General features: G+C 38.2%; 17 protein-coding genes. 4 read left to right on the forward strand and 13 right to left on the reverse strand.

Annotated features, from left to right (window positions below):
• Nucleotides 1–18 precede the first annotated feature (18 nt).
• The 7 genes from queC to tyrS form a co-directional block, all read right to left on the reverse strand.
• A complete protein-coding gene (gene queC, locus CSEC_RS04480) occupies nucleotides 19–708 on the reverse strand; it encodes a 7-cyano-7-deazaguanine synthase QueC (RefSeq protein WP_079977978.1) in 690 nt (229 codons plus the stop codon).
• An 11-nt stretch (nucleotides 709–719) separates the two neighbouring features.
• Entirely contained in the window at nucleotides 720–2,636 is a 1,917-nt protein-coding gene (locus tag CSEC_RS04485; protein WP_041017150.1) for an ABC transporter ATP-binding protein, read from the reverse strand.
• Nucleotides 2,637–2,642: 6 nt separating this feature from the next.
• Nucleotides 2,643–2,972: a bacillithiol system redox-active protein YtxJ gene (gene ytxJ / locus CSEC_RS04490; protein WP_041017151.1), complete on the reverse strand. Its 330-nt coding sequence runs from the start codon at nucleotides 2,970–2,972 to the stop codon at nucleotides 2,643–2,645.
• Complete coding sequence (locus tag CSEC_RS04495) at nucleotides 2,959–3,972, reverse strand: acetyl-CoA carboxylase carboxyltransferase subunit alpha (protein WP_053331771.1); 1,014 nt, start codon at nucleotides 3,970–3,972, stop codon at nucleotides 2,959–2,961. Before CSEC_RS04495 ends, ytxJ begins: the two co-directional genes overlap by 14 nt.
• Nucleotides 3,973–4,011: 39 nt before the next feature.
• Nucleotides 4,012–5,022: a L,D-transpeptidase gene (locus tag CSEC_RS04500; protein ID WP_041017308.1), complete on the reverse strand. Its 1,011-nt coding sequence runs from the start codon at nucleotides 5,020–5,022 to the stop codon at nucleotides 4,012–4,014.
• A gap of 339 nt (nucleotides 5,023–5,361) precedes the next feature.
• Entirely contained in the window at nucleotides 5,362–5,691 is a 330-nt protein-coding gene (locus CSEC_RS04505; RefSeq protein ID WP_041017152.1) for an HU family DNA-binding protein, read from the reverse strand.
• A 290-nt stretch (nucleotides 5,692–5,981) separates the two neighbouring features.
• Nucleotides 5,982–7,244, reverse strand: a complete 1,263-nt coding sequence (gene tyrS, locus CSEC_RS04510; RefSeq protein WP_041017153.1) for a tyrosine--tRNA ligase — start codon at nucleotides 7,242–7,244, stop codon at nucleotides 5,982–5,984.
• Nucleotides 7,245–7,504: 260 nt separating this feature from the next.
• Here tyrS and CSEC_RS04515 point away from each other — a divergent pair, with 260 nt between their 5' ends.
• A complete protein-coding gene (locus CSEC_RS04515; RefSeq protein ID WP_041017154.1) occupies nucleotides 7,505–7,852 on the forward strand; it encodes a hypothetical protein in 348 nt (115 codons plus the stop codon).
• Here the strand turns inward: CSEC_RS04515 and CSEC_RS04520 are convergent.
• Nucleotides 7,849–8,598 (reverse strand): Nif3-like dinuclear metal center hexameric protein, encoded by a 750-nt coding sequence (locus CSEC_RS04520; protein WP_041017309.1) that lies wholly within the window; start codon nucleotides 8,596–8,598, stop codon nucleotides 7,849–7,851. The genes CSEC_RS04515 and CSEC_RS04520 overlap by 4 nt on opposite strands.
• A 120-nt stretch (nucleotides 8,599–8,718) precedes the next feature.
• On the opposite strand from CSEC_RS04520, the gene rpiA reads away from it, so the two are divergent.
• A complete protein-coding gene (gene rpiA, locus CSEC_RS04525; protein WP_041017155.1) occupies nucleotides 8,719–9,396 on the forward strand; it encodes a ribose-5-phosphate isomerase RpiA in 678 nt (225 codons plus the stop codon).
• A 99-nt stretch (nucleotides 9,397–9,495) separates the two neighbouring features.
• A complete protein-coding gene (locus CSEC_RS04530; protein ID WP_041017156.1) occupies nucleotides 9,496–9,909 on the forward strand; it encodes a bifunctional nuclease family protein in 414 nt (137 codons plus the stop codon).
• Nucleotides 9,910–9,932: 23 nt separating this feature from the next.
• On the opposite strand, the gene CSEC_RS04535 is transcribed toward CSEC_RS04530, so the two are convergent.
• From CSEC_RS04535 to CSEC_RS04560, 5 genes are all read right to left on the reverse strand, one after another.
• Nucleotides 9,933–10,241 carry an HPr family phosphocarrier protein gene (locus tag CSEC_RS04535; RefSeq protein WP_041017157.1) on the reverse strand — a complete coding sequence of 103 codons (309 nt, stop codon included), beginning with the start codon at nucleotides 10,239–10,241 and terminating at the stop codon, nucleotides 9,933–9,935.
• Between the two features lie 519 nt (nucleotides 10,242–10,760).
• Entirely contained in the window at nucleotides 10,761–11,606 is an 846-nt protein-coding gene (locus CSEC_RS04545) for a WD40 repeat domain-containing protein (protein ID WP_161780959.1), read from the reverse strand.
• 86 nt (nucleotides 11,607–11,692) lie between these two features.
• Entirely contained in the window at nucleotides 11,693–12,187 is a 495-nt protein-coding gene (locus CSEC_RS04550; RefSeq protein WP_041017160.1) for an F-box/WD repeat-containing protein, read from the reverse strand.
• A 135-nt stretch (nucleotides 12,188–12,322) separates the two neighbouring features.
• Nucleotides 12,323–13,498, reverse strand: coding sequence for an F-box/WD repeat-containing protein (locus tag CSEC_RS04555; protein WP_053331772.1), 1,176 nt, complete (start codon nucleotides 13,496–13,498; stop codon nucleotides 12,323–12,325).
• A gap of 164 nt (nucleotides 13,499–13,662) precedes the next feature.
• Nucleotides 13,663–14,838 (reverse strand): F-box/WD repeat-containing protein, encoded by a 1,176-nt coding sequence (locus CSEC_RS04560; RefSeq protein WP_041017161.1) that lies wholly within the window; start codon nucleotides 14,836–14,838, stop codon nucleotides 13,663–13,665.
• Between the two features lie 412 nt (nucleotides 14,839–15,250).
• Between CSEC_RS04560 and pepF the strand changes: the two genes are divergently transcribed.
• Nucleotides 15,251–17,053: an oligoendopeptidase F gene (gene pepF, locus CSEC_RS04565; protein ID WP_041017162.1), complete on the forward strand. Its 1,803-nt coding sequence runs from the start codon at nucleotides 15,251–15,253 to the stop codon at nucleotides 17,051–17,053.
• The last annotated feature ends 22 nt before the right edge of the window (nucleotides 17,054–17,075 follow it).

Consider the following 17,075-nt stretch of genomic DNA (forward strand, 5'->3'; position numbering starts at 1 on the left):
AAACATAAAAAAGCCCTATTAATCTAGAGAAAAGGGAAGCTGAAATTCAGGATGATCTTTTTTAAATTCTTTAAGGCCTTGATTTCTTAAAAGACAGGAAGGACACTTTTTACAACCGGCCCATTTAACGCCTTCATAGCAGGTGATGGTGTTTTGAAGAAGGTAATCTAAAAGCCCCATTTGATGAGCTACTTCCAACGTTTCTTTTTTAGTCAAAAATACAAGAGGGGTTTTTATCTCAAAAGAATCATCATCAAAATCCATTCGAAGGATCTTCTCTAATAAATCCACATATTCTCTTGTACAATCCCTATAGCCATTGGCTTTGCCATCAAGTTCAATAACTCCCGTATACACTTCCTTTGCCCCGAGAAAATGGGCATGAATGGACGCAAGCCTTATCATGAGGCCATTTCTGCCGACAACGAGTGTGTTCGCCTCTTTTCCTTTATCGTGTTGAATGGCTTGAGACTTTCCAATAAGCGCACTCTCTGTGATTTCTTGGAGACAATCTATGGGAAGCTCTATATGATCGACCTTCCAATCTTTAGAAATGAGAGCTGCTTGGTTGACTTCCTCTGTGTGTCTTTGATTATAAAAAAAAGAAAGGCTAAGAACATTCTCACGCCCATGCTTTTCTATCGCTAAAGCGAGGCAAATAGAGGAGTCCATACCGCCTGAATGGATGACAACAGCCTTTTTTTTCATTTTAGGAGCCATTAAAGAGCCTCTCCAACTTCTTTTTGATGGAGCATATTCCACATCAATCTAAAATTTTGACAGCTGACAAGAAGCTCATCTTTTGTCCCTTCAGCCACTTTCACGCCTTTTTCCATGTAGATAATTTTATCCGCATCTTGGATAGTTGAGAGCCTATGAGCGACAATAATTTGTGTCACTTTACCTTTTAATGTTGAAAGTGCTTTTTTAATTTTATGTTCACTTAAGGCATCAAGAGAAGAAGTGGCTTCATCAAGAACTAGGAAAGGGGCCGGTTTAATAAGGGCTCTTGCAATGGTTAAGCGTTGCTGCTGGCCGCCGGATAGATTTTTTCCGGCTTCTAAAAGCTCTGTCGCATACCCTTTTGGAAGGGATTCTATAAATTCATGCGCTTCCGCTTCCTGAGCCGCAAATTTAATCGCTGATTCTGAAAAAGATCTGCCGAAGGCAATGTTTTTTGCGACCGTATCCACAAATATAAAAGGCTTTTGAGGGACTACCGCTACATTTTCCCTAATGCTTTTTCTTGAATAGCCTTTTATGCTGACGCCATCAATTCGAATATCGCCTTTTTCCGGATCATAGAGCCTTGATAATAATCCAAGAGCCGTAGATTTTCCGCATCCTGTCGGACCCACTATGGCAACCGTTTCCCCTTTTTTAACAGAAAAATTAAGTCCTTTTAAAACCCACTCTTCATTAAATCGAAACCAAACGTTTTCAAAGGAAAGAGTGTCTTTAAACTCTTTAAATTCATGAGTTTCTTCTTTTTTTTCTTCTTCAGGTGCTAGACTAAGAACCTCTTGTAATCTATCGGACGCTGCAATTCCTCTTTGAATATGGTTGTTTTCTTCTGCAAATTTCTTAATAGGCTCATAAAAAAGATAAAGGAAACCGCAGTAAATCAAAATTTCCGAGACATTCATCTGATAGACATAAAGACCCATAATAATTGTCGAGGAAAGAAAGAGCATTCCAATCGTATGGACAACAGGCCTTGATAAGAGATCGTACTTAGCGCTTTTTCGCTCAAGCCTTGCCAGTTCATTATTTTGCGCGGCATACTTGGCTTTCGAAAAGTCTTCCATGGTAAAACTTTTGATTGTCTGAATGCCGCTTATAAAATCAATGAGGGTGGAAGCAAAAAGTTCTTGTTCTTTTAGGATTTGCTTTGAGATTTTTTTTACTCTCTTAGCTAAAAAGTAAATCGGAAAAACAATCAAAGGCAGGCCTAGGAAAATAAAAAGGGAGAGTTTCCAAGAGGTTAAAAAACAGAGAATAAGCGTTGTTACAATCGTAAAAGGGGTCTGAAAAAAATTCATAAGACAAGCGTTGATCGCTTCTGAAATAATGTAGGAATCTGAAACCACACGATTAGATAGGCTGCCAAGGTTATATTTTTGATAGAAGCTCATGGGCATTACTTGGATATGATCGAAGTAAGATTTTCGTAAATCCTGACTGATCGATATCGCGATCAATTTAGTGGTATAACGATGCGCGAAGATCATTAGAGCTTTAAATATGGCGCTAAGAGCGATTAAAACCGCTAGAAAAATAAGGTTATTGCCAAGATCAAATTTTTTCTCGAGTTTAAAGAATATTTTCTCTAGAAAATCTTTATTTTTTTTGGAAGCCAGGAACTCACTTGCGGATTCTTTCGTAATGACGCCTTTCCCATCCTTATCGATGAGGGTCCAATTCTTAAGAACCTCTTCTTTTGAAACCCTATCTAGAGATCCTCTTTCTTGGGATGAAAATAGCTCAAAAAAACTGGGTCCTTTTCTTGCAATAAAACCGATTGTGACAATTTCTACTTGCGAAGCCACTGTCAGAAGGCACATAAAAATAAGAGAAAAGGCACAAAGCATCCGATGCTTTTTCTTGCCAAACGCGACACGCAATAAATTAATCATGATTTTTTATGACTTGTAATGACGTTCTAATTCTTCTTTGGTAATTTTTGAGTGCGATGTATGAAAAACAGGCTCTTGCTTTTCATAGAGGATAATTTGCGGACTTTCATGTCTAATTTTAGAGCGTTCTGCCAGGGCATTTGAAATATCCCGGTTTCGGAGGACATCAATAAAACCTACCTTGGCTTCGGGATGTTCTCTTTGGAATTCCTGAACTTCTTGAATCGCAAGATGGCAGAGGCTGCATCGATCGCTATGTTTATAAAAATAAACGCTTTGATGGGCGCTTTCTTGCAAGAGCGCGTTTAGCTCACTTAGTGTTTCAATTTTTTTCATGAACGGATTTCTCTTTTAATGGCCCTTTATTATTATCTTCAAACTCAGCCATCTCTTCTTCAAAACGACCCATTTGCCTAAACTTTAGATAGCGTTGCTCGATAAGAAGAGGGAGTGAAATCCTCTTTAACATTTCAATTTTGTCTTCGATAAAGCGACTAACTTCTTTATAGGTTGCTTCGACATCATGATGCGCGCCGCCTAAAGGTTCTTCAATAATTTCATCAATTACCCCATATTCCAAAAGGTCTTCGGCATTTAACTTTAAAGCTGTCGCAGCTTCCTTATTTTTAGTCGGGTCTTTCCAAAGAATTGAAGCGCAGCCCTCAGGTGATATTACAGAATAATAGGAATGTCTTAACATGCCGATCACATCGCCAACTCCCATGCCAAGGGCGCCGCCTGATGACCCTTCACCAATGAGTAAGACAATGATTGGAGTTTGCAGTAGGGCCATTTCTTTTAAGTTATAAGCGATGGCGGAACCTTGTCCTCGCTCTTCAGCCTGTAAACCCGGATAGGCACCCGGCGTATCTAGAAGGGTAATCACCGGTAAATTAAACTTCTCGGCTAATTTCATTAATCGAAGCGCTTTTCTAAACCCTTCGGGGCTTAACATTCCAAAATTTCTTTGCAGCCTGGACTCTGTGTCATTCCCCTTTTCCTGGCCTATAATCATGCAATGCCTTTTGCCGATTTTAGCAAGCCCTCCAATGACAGACTTATCATCCCCATATAATCTATCGCCGTGAAGCTCCTGAAAAAATTCAGTAATATTATTAATATAGTCAATGGCTCGAGGACGTCTTGGGTGTTTGCAAATTTGGATACGCTCCCAAGGGGTCAGTTCCGAGTAAACTTTTTGCTTTAAATTGATAAGCTTCTGTTCAAGCTTTTGGATTTCCTGATTAAAAAGAGGGTTGTTTTGATTCTGCTTTTTTAAATGTTCAATGGTTTTAATATATTCCTGAATTTGCTTTTCGTGAGGCAAAGTGTCCATATTGACCTTATGTTAGTTTCATCCTGGAAACAAATAGTTTTATTTTTCTTTACCCGGCAGCTTCGCGTCAAAAAAGTCTTTCACAAGCAAGACGTAAGAGGGCTTTGTGATAATAATAGAAAAGAGTTCCTCTATGTCTTCGCTTGCAAGCCGAACGCATCCGTCGCTTTCATATTTTCCAATGCAGCTTTTGTCTTCAACAAGCTCTCCTTTTTCATTTTCTATCCAAGGAGCTCCATGAAGGCCAAACCCTTTGGCTTTATAGGGATCGCCGTCGATTTCTTTTTCAAAAGGAATCCATCGCGTTCCAAAAACACGGATCATTTCTGTTTTCTCGCCATTAAATAAGCCTTTTTGCTTAGGCTTGTAAATCGCTATTTTTTCTCCTAACTCAAAGGCGCCGCTTGGCGTTAGTAAACCTGAAGAGGTGCTTCCATCAGGTCTTCCAAGGCCTACTGAATATTGCTTCAGCAAAACTCTCTCATCATCACCTTTGTCGTAGTAGTAAAACCACATTTTCGAGCGGGATAAATCGATGACAAGATAAAAGGAAATGTCTTTGTCGCGTTTAAAAACATTAAAGCGATCGCCAATCGCCAAATCTTGCTTAAAGTAATCGGGCTTGCCATGAAGGCTTCTTGCGATAAAGTGCCTTGATGTTTTGTAGTGGCTAGCATAGTCTGAAAGCCAAGCGGGACGACCTTTCAACCAATCCACATGGCTTTTGTACGTGATCGTTTCAACAATCGGTAACTTTGGCTCCGTTTTTCGAAAGAGCTCATGAACCCGGTCTGCTTGAGGCAAAATCACCTCTTTCACAGCCTCTTTTACTTCTGCTTCTTCGAGATGAGCATTTGAAAGAGTAATCGCTGCCGGGTCTTTTTCTTTCTCAACAGGACGAACTTCATCGAAAAGCTCGACCACAATGGCAGATCCCGGTTCATCAATTTTTTGAACTTCAGGATTTTTGCTTTTATTAAAAAAGGACAGGATTCCGATTAGACTGAACAGTCCCAATATGAAGATAAGAAAAAGTTTTTGGAGACTCACGGGGCAACCTTTTTGTTGACTTAAGTGTCTAAAAAACAAAAGATAGCTTGAAAATGAGTTTTTAAAAGACTCGTTTAAAAAATCAGTTTTTCCATGCTTTATTTGTTTTTTCATCCTTAGGGTAAAGCAAACTTTTAGAAATTGGTTTTTCCTTACGATTTCTCGTTATACCAAATTTCTAAAGTGTTGATTTTACTCAAAAGAAGAATTTATATCAAAACGAGTTGAAGAACTTTTTTCGATTGGAGCTAAAACAAAAAAACATGCAGTCAAGAAACTTTCTCTTGCCGCATGTCTCTTTCGAAAATGCCCAATTGATAAGGAACTTTTTTGCCTTCATCAGATATGAATAGGCTCTAGCTCGTCAATTTCAATCAACTTTCGCATTTTTTTACCGGGCGTGAATTTAACTGCTAATCTTTCTGGGATAACAATGGGCACTGCCGCATTTTTTGGATTGCGTCCGATTTTTTGTTTACGCTTTACCACTTCAAAAACGCCAAAATCTCTAAACTCAAGCCTGTCCCCTTGTGAAAGACTATTTGTCATTTTGTCGAGGAAAGCTTGAATGACATGCCGCACATCACTTGGGTGAATCCCTTTTTCTTGCGCGATTGAATTGATCAATTTCTTTTTTGTCATTGTGCTTTTCTTGCTCGTAGTTGTCATAGGGTGTCAAACTCCTTCTTCCTTATTATTGCAAACATCTTCGAGAATTCATAAAAAACTGTATCATCGATAAGCTTTCAACATTGATTAAAATATTCATTTGCATAAATCAAGTTTTAAATTCGAGTTTTGGAAAAAATTTTAAAATTTCCCATTCTTTTGTTACAACTCTCAAATCCATAAACTGGACAATTGCAAATTGATAGGCTTCATAATAAACATCAAACTTTTCGTTTCAAGAACATTGTTGACTTTACACTTGAAATTTTAATTTTATAGAGGAAAAGCGCTTAAATTTTTTTTTGCTTCACTAACATTTTCTGTTTTTTTCCAAGAGTGACCACAACAAAGCGATTGCCTATAAGATCTTCAGTTTGAATGACTTTCTCTTCATCATTAATTTTTTTGTTATTTAATGAAACGCCGCCCTCGCGAATCAAGCGTCTTGCCGCACTTTTACTTGGCCGAAGTCCGCTATCTGCGATCAAATCGATTAACTTCGAGCCTACCAAAAGCTCCGGCTCGAAATAGGGCATGTCTTTCATAGCTATTTCTAAAGAATCAGCATCTAAAACAGTCTCTGAGCCTGGGGCCGCAGCTTTCGTTGCTAAAAGAGCCTTCTCAAGCCCCTCTTCGCCATGAACAAACCGGGTCACTTCTTCCGCCAATTTTTTTTGCGCCGTATTTGGAAGGTAACCTTCTTGTTTCATTGCATTTTCATATTCGGCAATTACATCAAGGTCAAGAAAGGTTAGCATCTTCATGAGCTTGATGACATCGGCATCTGGGACTCTAACGAGGTATTGATAGAATTCGTAGGGAGATAGTTTTTCTTTAGAAAGCCAAATAGCTCCGTTTTCAGACTTACCGAATTTTTTGCCATCTGATCTTGTGAGCAAAGGAAAAGTTACTCCGAAAGCGCTCTCGCCTAACACTTTACGGATGAGTTCCACTCCTCCGACGATATTCCCCCACTGGTCGCTGCCGCCAATTTGGATTTTAACATGATGATTTTGAAATAGATACAAAAAATCATAAGCTTGCAAAAGCTGGTAAGAAAACTCTGTAAAGCTAATTCCTTCTTCTGACTCAAGCCTTGCTTTTACAGATTCTTTAGCAAGCATCACGCTCATGCGAAAGTGCTTCCCTACATCTCTTAAAAAATCAATAAAGCTAAACTTTTTCATCCATTCAAAATTATTGAGGACTAATGGAGCTGGCTCGCCTTTAATAACATTCTCCAAAAGGGCTTTAATCCCTTTAAGATTGTGATCTACTTGCTCTTGCGTTTGTAGATTTCTTTCAACACTTTTTCCGCCCGGATCTCCAATCATTCCCGTGGCGCCGCCAACGATTACGACAGGCGTATGGCCAAAGCGTTGAAACCAGGTAAGTCCGATAATAGCAACTAAATTGCCAAGATGCAGGCTATCGGCTGTCGGATCAAATCCGCAGTAAATTTTTTGAGGCTTTGAAAGGATAGAGGAAAGCTCATCGCTTGATAAGGACTCAATAAATCCCCGTTCTTTAAGAATGTCAATTACTGTCTTCATATTTCGGTCTAACGCTTTGGAGTGATAGATATTTCGGTCAATTCTCTTGTTTAAGTCATTTTCTGTCAATTAGGTGTGAAAAATTTTTCAAACTTTTCCTTCCTGAAAAACAACGGGTTCAAAAAGTATAATGAAACCTGAGATTATTTATTATTGATATTTCATATTATTATCCAATAGAAGCTCACCATTTTTTTGAAAAAATAATTTGAATCTGGTAAACTTAATTTATGGATTTAATTCCCCTAAAGGAGTCTTTTATGGGTGTAGAGAGGGCTGAGGAAAGCAGACAGGTTGGCAAGGTCCGTAGAAAAATCGAGAAGCAGATCAAGAAAGAAAAAGAACAAATTAATAAAGATTCTTTAAAGCAGACCAAACTCGTTATTGAAAAATGGTTGAATCGACAGCCTGACAGGATTGAGACAGGGGCTGAGGCCTCCAATAAGAAGTTTAATGAAAATAAAAACCCGGAAGAGCCAAAAAGCCTCTATGTACAGGATTTATTAAAGAAACTTAAAGAAGAGTACACAAGAGAAGCCGCAGGCTTAAGGGGACGTGTTACCGCACATGAAAGCCCTGATTTTTTAAAAGCTAAGGATGAATCCTAATAGGGGTTATCCTCATCTATAAAGAAAGTTTCTATGCCAAGCCCGCTCACATAATCTCTAACCGCTATTGGACCAATCTTTTCACTTGCATGATGACCCAAAGCAAAAAAATTGATGCCAAGCTCATGGCTTAAATGGGTTACGGGTTCATCACCGCACCCTGTAATAAAGCACCCAACCCCTTCTGCTGCAGCCTCTTCAATTTTTCTCCAGGCATTCCCGGAAATTAAAGCCGCAGAAGAAATTTTCTTCTCTCCTCCAAAAAGAGCATTGACAGGACATCCATAGTACTTTTCAAGTTTAATTTTAAACACTTCCCTATCAATCTCGGGAAACTCCCCTTTTACACCGATTTTCTTTTTATCATATTCGCCAAAAGGTTCAAGCGACTGAAAACCAAGGTCAATCGCTGCTTTCCAATTATTTCCGACACTGACATGAGCATCTAGGGGCAAATGGTAAGCAAAAAGCGAAACATTGTTGTCTATTAATGCCTTGATTCTCTTATATTTATATCCAACTATTGGGTAAGGATCCTTATTCCAAAATAAACCATGATGCACAAAAAGAGAATCGGCTCCTTTTGAAATAGCCGTCTCGATGACATTTAAGCTTGCACTTACCGCAAAAGCCATTTTTCCGATTTCTTTTTTACCTTCGATTTGAAGTCCATTAGGACAAGCATCTAAAAAGCTTGCCGGGTTTAAAAGATTATCGAAACGGCCTACAAGCTCTTGTAAAGAAATAGACATAAGCAACTTATCTCTTTGAAAATTAAAATATTAAAAGAAAGCTAAAAAAGCACTTTCTTGTTCGGTCAAATTAAAGCATCATAAGTTCAAAATGGGTAACGATCAAGTGTAAATATGGATCTTATAACTGATGCCAAAAAAAGGGCAGCCAAGGAAGCTTTAAAATTTATCAAGGACGGGATGTTAGTAGGGCTTGGCTCGGGGTCGACAGCCTCGTTTTTCATCACCTATCTTGGAGAGAGCAAGCTAAAAGTCAAGGGAATCCCAACTTCCAAAGCGTCTGAAAAACTCGCTAAATTTTATGGCATCCCTCTACTCGACCCCGAAAAAGTCTCAACCCTTGATGTCGATGTTGATGGAGCTGATGAAGTTGACCCGCAAAAAAGACTCATTAAAGGCGGCGGCGGCGCTTTGCTTAGAGAGAAAATAACAGCAAAGATGAGCACTCAAATGATTGTAATAGTAGATGAAAAGAAGTGTGTTAAAAAATTGGGCGCTTTTCCGCTACCCGTTGAAGTAGCTCGCTTTGGATTTGCCGCCACAAAAAAAGAGATTGAGAATTTGGGGTTTAATGCAACTCTTCGATTAAATAAGAAAAAGAACCATCCCTTTTTGACCGATCAGCGAAATTTTATTTTGGATCTAAAATGGAATAGCCCTCAAAAAATAACCCCGGAAAATGCGGATCTTTTTCTTAAATCTATTCCAGGTGTTATTGAAACGGGCTTTTTTTTCAATTTGGCCACAAAAATTCTCGTAGGTAAAGAAAATGGCAAAGTTGAGATTTTATAATTTTTTTTCAAAAAAAAACTAAATTCTCTTCAAATGGCGTGACAAAAAATTTAAGCCTTCAGAGAATGAAGTTAAAACCCGACTTGTATCAGGATTTTCATGTTTTCTGAACTAATACAGCTTTCATTCGATAAAATCATGCAGACTCGTTCTTATACTGTCATTATTTTGGCAGCTCAAGGCAAACGATTTGCCATTTATACCGACCCTTCGATTGGAAAAGCTTTGCAGATGTATCTGACCGGAACTGAAAAGCAAAGGCCCTTGACTCACGATTTGATCGACTCGATCTTCCAAGGACTCGATGTCCGTATAAAACAAGTCGTTATCAACGATCTTCAAGACACCGTTTATTATGCTCGTTTATTTATTGAACAGACAATTGATGATATTCGCCATATCATTGAAATTGATGCGCGCCCAAGCGATTGCATTATTTTAGCTTTGATGAACAACGTGCCTGTCTTTTGCACCAAAGAAGTGTTAGACAGGACAGTCCCGATTGAAGAATAGTTTATACAACGTTTCTGTCTATCTCAATACTTTATATGAAACTGTTCGCTTGCAAGTTTTTTCATGGCAAGAATTGCTTCCTCAGCATCATCCCCTTTCGCCTTTACAAGGATTCGAGCTCCTTTTCCGGCTTCCAGCATCAAAATTCCAAGAATAGACCTCGCATTCACTTCTATTTTTCGATAGTTCAAACGAAGGTCGCACTTAAACTGGGAAGCTAGCCGAACAATTTCTGTTGCCGGACGGGTGTGAATGCCTCTATCGTTTTGAACTACAAAATAAGCTCTTGCTTGAGACGGACACGTTTTTTTTTGATTTGAATTTTCTTTCATGATGGAACACAATTATATTATTATTAACAAGATAGCATAAAACAAATCATGGTAAGATACTTATCTTCCTATTTGTACTTAAGATTCCTAAATTACTTGAAGTCAGAATTTATCTTAAAGTTTTTTGCATCAAAAGAACTCTAATATTCAAGTAGTTGGTATATACAAAGCTGTATTAAAAAATAATGTTTTTTTCAAATTTTTTAAAAAAGCGAAAGATCTTCTTTTGTCAAAAAAATAATCTAAATCTACGGAATGATCAAAACTTAAGAAGTTTCAATGTTTTCAGGTTAAACTAGAGTATACAAGAGTTCTTAATTCAATACTGATTTCAATATTTAAGCTCATGAAATACTTTTAAGATCAAAAAATAACGACTTAATTTACTTAGGGAAAAACGCGATTTATTAGCGGGAATAGTATCTTGATTAAAGTCCAATAGCCGTATTTTATTAAGCCTTTCAACGAAGATTTTTCCCTCCTCTACAATTAAATTTTTAACGCTGTCCTTATTGTCAATCACCCTGATCTCTTTTCCTGAATCGATATCCCATACCCGGATCGTTCCGTCACTGGATCCGCTGAAAATCTTTCCATCACTACCTGTAAACAATTTACCCAATCCTCACTCTTTAGAACTTTGAGTTCTTTTCCCGAATCGATATCCCATACCCTGATCGTTTTATCCCATGATCCGCTGAAAAGCTTTCCATAAGCGACCCGTAAACAAGTTACTAAACCTGTATGTCCTTTTAGCACCTTGAGTTCTTCTCCCGAATCGATATCCCAGACCCGAATCGTGTTATCATGAGATGCGCTGAAAAGCTTTCCATCAGCTACCTGTAAACAAGTTACTGGTCCTGTATGTCCGACTAGCACCTGGAGTTCTTCTCCTGAATCGATATCCCATATTCGAATCGTTCCGTCATAGGATCCACTGAAAATCTTTCCATCAGCTACCTGTAAACAAGTTACTGGTCCTGTATGTCCGACTAGCACCTGGAGTTCTTCTCCTGAATCGATATCCCATATTCGAATCGTTCCCTTTGTATGTCCTTCAAGTGCATTGAGTTCTTCTCCTGAATCGATATCCCATATCCGAATCGTGTTATCACGAGATGCGCTGAAAACCTTTCCATAGGCGACCTGTAAACAAGTTACTGATGCTGTATGTCCTTCTAGTGTCTTGAGCTCTGTTCCTGAATCGATATCCCATATCAGAATCGTTCCGTCATAGGATCCACCGAAAACCTTTCCATCGACGATCTGCCAACAATTTATTCTATCTACACTCTTTATTAGTAACCGGTTCAAAGGTTGAATTTTCGAAGAGCCGATGCGAGCATTACTTTTTAAGCTACTCAAGAAGAAATCCTTATCTTTGGCATCAAGTCCCCTGTTCTTATACCGCTCAGCAGTTTGAGGCATCAATTTAAAAAATATATTTCGGATTACGAAGGGATTCCTGTATGTCCGACTAGCACCTGGAGTTCTTCTCCTGAATCGATATCCCATATTCGAATCGTTCCGTCATAGGATCCACCGAAAACCTTTCCATCGACGATCTGCCAACAATTTATTCTATCTACACTCTTTATTAGTAACCGGTTCAAAGGTTGAATTTTCGAAGAGCCGATGCGAGCATTACTTTTTAAGCTACTCAAGAAGAAATCCTTATCTTTGGCATCAAGTCCCCTGTTCTTATACCGCTCAGCAGTTTGAGGCATCAATTTAAAAAATATATTTCGGATTACGAAGGGATCAAAACTTAAGGCGTTCCAACGTTTACAGGTTAAACTAGAGTTTGCAAGAGCTTCGAGCCCAAGGCTTGAAAAAATGTGTAGAAGAATTTCATCGGGTAAGTCATTGATATGAGTCTGATTTATTTCCGCTTCTTTTGAAAAAGGGGTTATGCCAGTTTTAAGTGTAATGTCAGATACATTCATAAAAACTCCATTTTTAAAAGAAATATTTTAAGATATTTTAAGTTAAAAAGGAAGTTATTAATAATAAATGTTATTTTATTAATTAAGGGCTAAATTTGAGTCATCAATTAACAAAACCTATACAGATGGAAAAACTTAAAGAGGTAGATTAAAGTCAAACACCTTAATTTTGAAATAACCGCTTCGAACGAAGATTTTTCCGTCCACAACACTCAGATTGTATACGCCCTCCTCAAAATTCTCTATCATCCTGAGTTCTGTTCCCGAATCGATATCCCATACCCTGATCGTTTTATCATCCGATCCGCTGAAAACCTTTCCATCCGCCACCTGCAGACAACATACCGGCTTCGTATGCCCTTTAAGCGGTCTGAGTTTTTTTCCCGAATTAAAATCCCATATACGGATCATTTCATCATCAGATCCGCTGAAAACCTTTCCATCAGCCACCTGCAAACAATTTACCCAACTTCTATGTCCGGTAAGGACTTTGAATTCTTTTCCCGAATCGATATCCCATATCCTAATGGTTTTATCCCATGATCCGCTGAAAATCTTTCCATCAGCTACCTGTAAACAAGTTACTGGCCCTTTATGTCCGATTAGCACCTGGAGTTCTCCTCCTGAATCGATATCCCAGATCCGAATCATTCCATCTCCTGATCCGCTGAATACCTTTCTCTCAGCCACCTGCAAACACTTTACCCAACTTCGATGTCCGGTAAGGACTTTGAATTCTTTTCCCGAATCGATATCCCATATCCTAATGGTTTTATCATCCGATCCGCTGAATACCTTTCCCTCAGCTACCTGCAAACAATTTACCGAACTTGTATGACCGGTAAGCGCTTTGATTTCTTTTCCTGAATCTGGATCCCATATCCGGATCGTTTCATAATCCGATCCGCTGATCACTTTTCCATCAGCCAGCTGAAAACAATTTATGCCACGTTTATATTCTATTAATACACGGCTCGAAGGTTGAAACTTAGCAGAGCGCATGCGGGCATCTCTTTTCAAGCTACGCAAGAAAAAATCTTTATCCGTAACCTCATCAGGGTTCCTCTTATATAGTTCAGCGGTTTGAGGGAGCGATTTAAAAAATATATTTCGAAGCAAAGAAGGATCGAAGCTTAAAGATTTCCAATGTTTGCAAGTCAAGCTAGTTTGGGCGAGAGTTTCAAGCCCAAGGCTTGAAAAAATTTTTAGAAGAAGCTCATCTGGAAGTTCATTGATGTTTTTTTGACTAATATCCGATTCTTCTGAATAAGGGGTTTTGTCTGTTTTACTAAGGTTGTTAGTTATGTTCATATAAATCCGATGTTCTACTAATTTAATTTTTATAAAGTTAAAAAAATGTATTACCTTTTAACTAAAGATGCAAATTATTAATAAAAAATAGTATATACGGTTAAAATTAAAAGGGCTCAAATTGAGCCCTTTAGTGTAAGAAAAACTATATTAGATGGAACAACTTACTGCGGGACATTAAAGTCGAATATTTGAATTCCGTTACGTGTTTTAAAGAAAATTTTTCCATCCACTACATTTAACCTATATGCCCACCCATCAGGTGTATTTAGCCGCTTGAGTTGTTTTCCCGAATTAATATCCCATATCCGAATCGTGTCATCGCTAGATCCGCTGAAAACTTTTCCATCAACCACCTCTAGAGAATACACCGGCTTCGTATGCCCACTAAGTACTTTGATTTCTTTTCCAGAATCGATATCCCATATCCGGATCGTTTTATCACCAGATCCGCTGAAAACTTTTCCATCAACCACCTTTAAACAATTTACCTCATACGTATGCCCCCTAAGCACTTTGATTTCTTTTCCTTGCTCGATATCCCATATCCGAATTGTTCCATCAAAGGATCCGCTGTAAATTTTTCCATCATGCACTTGCAGACATTGTACCGCTCCTTCATACCCTCTAAACACTTTGATTTCTTTTTCCGAATCGATATCCCATATCCGAATTGTTTGATCATAGGATCCGCTGTAAATTTTTCCATCAACCACCTGCAGACAATGTACCGTCCTCGTATGCCCATTAAGTACTTTGATTTCTTTTCCAGAATCGATATCCCATACCCTAATCTTCCCATTACAAAACCCGCCGAAGATTTTTCCATTAACCACCTGCAAAGAAAATACCAAACCTGTATGCCCTTTAAGCACTTTGAGCTCTTGTCTAGAATCGGTATCCCATATCCGAATTGTTTTATCATCGGATCCCCAGAAGATTTTTCTATTAACCACCTGCAAACTTGTTACGCTACTCGTATCTTCCAATACCCGAATCAAAGGTTTGGCCTTCGAGGAGCGCATGCGCGCATCACTTTTCAAGCTGCGCAAGAAAAAATCATAATCTGCTTTCGTGTGAGCGTTCTCTTTCTGAAAAAGTTGAGCGGTTTGAGGCAGCGATGTAAAAAATAAATTTTTTATTACATAAGGATCAAAACTTAAGGCATTCCATCGTTTGCAAATCAAATTAGTCAAACTAGACCTTTCGAGAGGTTCAAGCTCAAGCTTTGAAAAAATTTCCAGAAGAAGCTCATCCGGCAAGTCATTGATGTGAGTGTGAGTCTGCGACTCTTCTGAATAAGGGGTCTGGCCCGTACTAATAATGCTTGTCCCGTTCATATTTATATAACTCCGTGTTTTATTATTTTTTATAAAATCAAAAAAAAATTTACTTTTTTACTAAAAATTAAAATCAATAATAAATCTTATATTTATTTTGTTTATAATACATTAAAGGTAGATATAAAGTTATTTATAAATATTTTATGATAATCTGTTACCAACTTTCTTTTAAAAATGGATTATCTAAAACGCTTAATTTTCTTCTCTTTTGACCCTTTAACCTGTTTCAAATTCAAAGAATTGATAGAAGCTCACGCTATTCATCGCTTCGTTTCTTATTGAATTCCCATCTTGAAATGATCCATTTCCGAATAGATTTCTTTTGAGTTGACATTAGTGCTTTTGAAAATTCTTTTTATTTCTTATGCTTTCAGATCTTCAATACGAAAACCAATTATGAGGAGTTGCTATGACGGTAAAGAGGAAAGATGTTTTGGTTGAAGATCAATGGGACTTAAACTCTCTCTACCTTTCCATCAACGATTGGAAAGGGGAATTTGAAAAATTATGCCCGACCGGAAAACCAAAATGGCCGGAAATACTTTCCGATCATGATATTATTAAAAAAGGCCCTGAAGCTTTAAAAACGCTTTTAGACACTTTTTTCACAATTGATCGCCAACTTTCCAAGCTCTATACTTATGTTGCAAGAAAGCAAGATGAAGACCTTTCAAACGAAGAAAATAAGCAAGCCCTTTCCCTCATTTTTTCCCTTCTACAGCAGTTTCATGAAAAAATCTCTTGGATAGAGCCTGAAATTCTTGCTTTAGATGAGGCTGTCTTTAATGAATACTTAAACTCAAAGATCCTAGCGCCTTATCATTTCTTCTTAGAAAAATTGCATAAATTGAAAGCTCATACCTTATCGGCCGATAAGGAAATGCTTCTTGCCATGACCTCAAAGGCTTTTCAAGCAGCTCCAAAAGCTTTTGAAGCTTTGAATAACGCAGACTTTAAGTTCGGAAAAGTGAAAGATGGAAAAAATGAAGACCATGAATTAACTCATGCAAGCTACAATAAGATCATTAGATCCCATGATAGAACCTTAAGAAAAAATGCTTTTAAAGCTTTCCATCAAGTGTTTAAAGAACATGAAAATGGATTAGCCGAGCTTTTAAAAGGCGCTATTGAACACCATGTATTTGTTGCACGAGCAAGAAAATACCCAACATCCCTTGAAGCCGCCCTTTACCCCAATAACATTCCGACAAGCGTTTATCATTCATTGATCGAAGCTGTAAATGAGAAGCTTCCCGTACTCCATAAGTATCTTGATCTTAGAAAAAAAATCTTAAATGTCGGGCCGCTTCATCTTTATGACATGTATGTCCCGCTTACCTCCGATGTTCATATTGAAATGAGCTATAAGGAAGCTGAAGATGTGATTATTGAAGCCGTAGCCCCTCTTGGCGAAGAGTACCAATCCATCTTAAAAAAAGGCTTTAAAGAAGAAGGATGGGTCGACCGTTATGAAAATGAGGGCAAAAGATCGGGCGCTTACTCAAGCGGCTGTTATGATAGCCACCCTTACATCTTAATGAATTTCAAAGGCACCTTAAGGGACGTTTTTACACTCGCCCATGAAGCCGGCCATAGCATGCATACTCATTTAAGTAAATCGCAGCCCTATCAATATCACTCCTACCCTATTTTTTTAGCTGAAGTCGCCTCTACTTTAAATGAAGAACTTCTAATGCGGCACCTCTTAAAAAAATTCACCAAGAAAGAGGAAAAAATCTATCTAATTAACGAGAAGATCGAAGACATTCGAGCCACCCTTTTTAGACAGACGATGTTCGCTGAATTTGAACTTCTGATTCATGAAAAGGCGGATAAAAATGAGCCGCTTACGCCGGGTATTTTCAAAGAGATCTTCCACAATCTAAATAGGAAGTATTTTGGCGAAGATGTCATCATCGATGAGGAGGCCTTACCTGAATGGTCTCGAATCCCTCACTTCTACTACAATTTTTATGTGTATCAGTATGCCACCGGAATTAGCGCCGCGCTTGCAATCGCAAAAAATATTTTTGAGAAAGGAAATCAGAAAGAAGTTCTTAACTTCTTAAAAAGCGGAGGCTCTCTTTATCCTATTGATGCTCTTGCAAAAGTTGGCGTTGATTTACGGACTAAAACGCCTATAATTTCAGCGCTTGATACTTTCGAAACTTTAGTGGACCAGATGGAAAGCTTAATCCAAAGCAAAAATTAGCAATCGAAATCGTCAATTGCTA

Origin of the sequence: Criblamydia sequanensis CRIB-18, from assembly GCF_000750955.1 — a bacterium.
GTDB lineage: Bacteria > Chlamydiota > Chlamydiia > Chlamydiales > Criblamydiaceae > Criblamydia > Criblamydia sequanensis.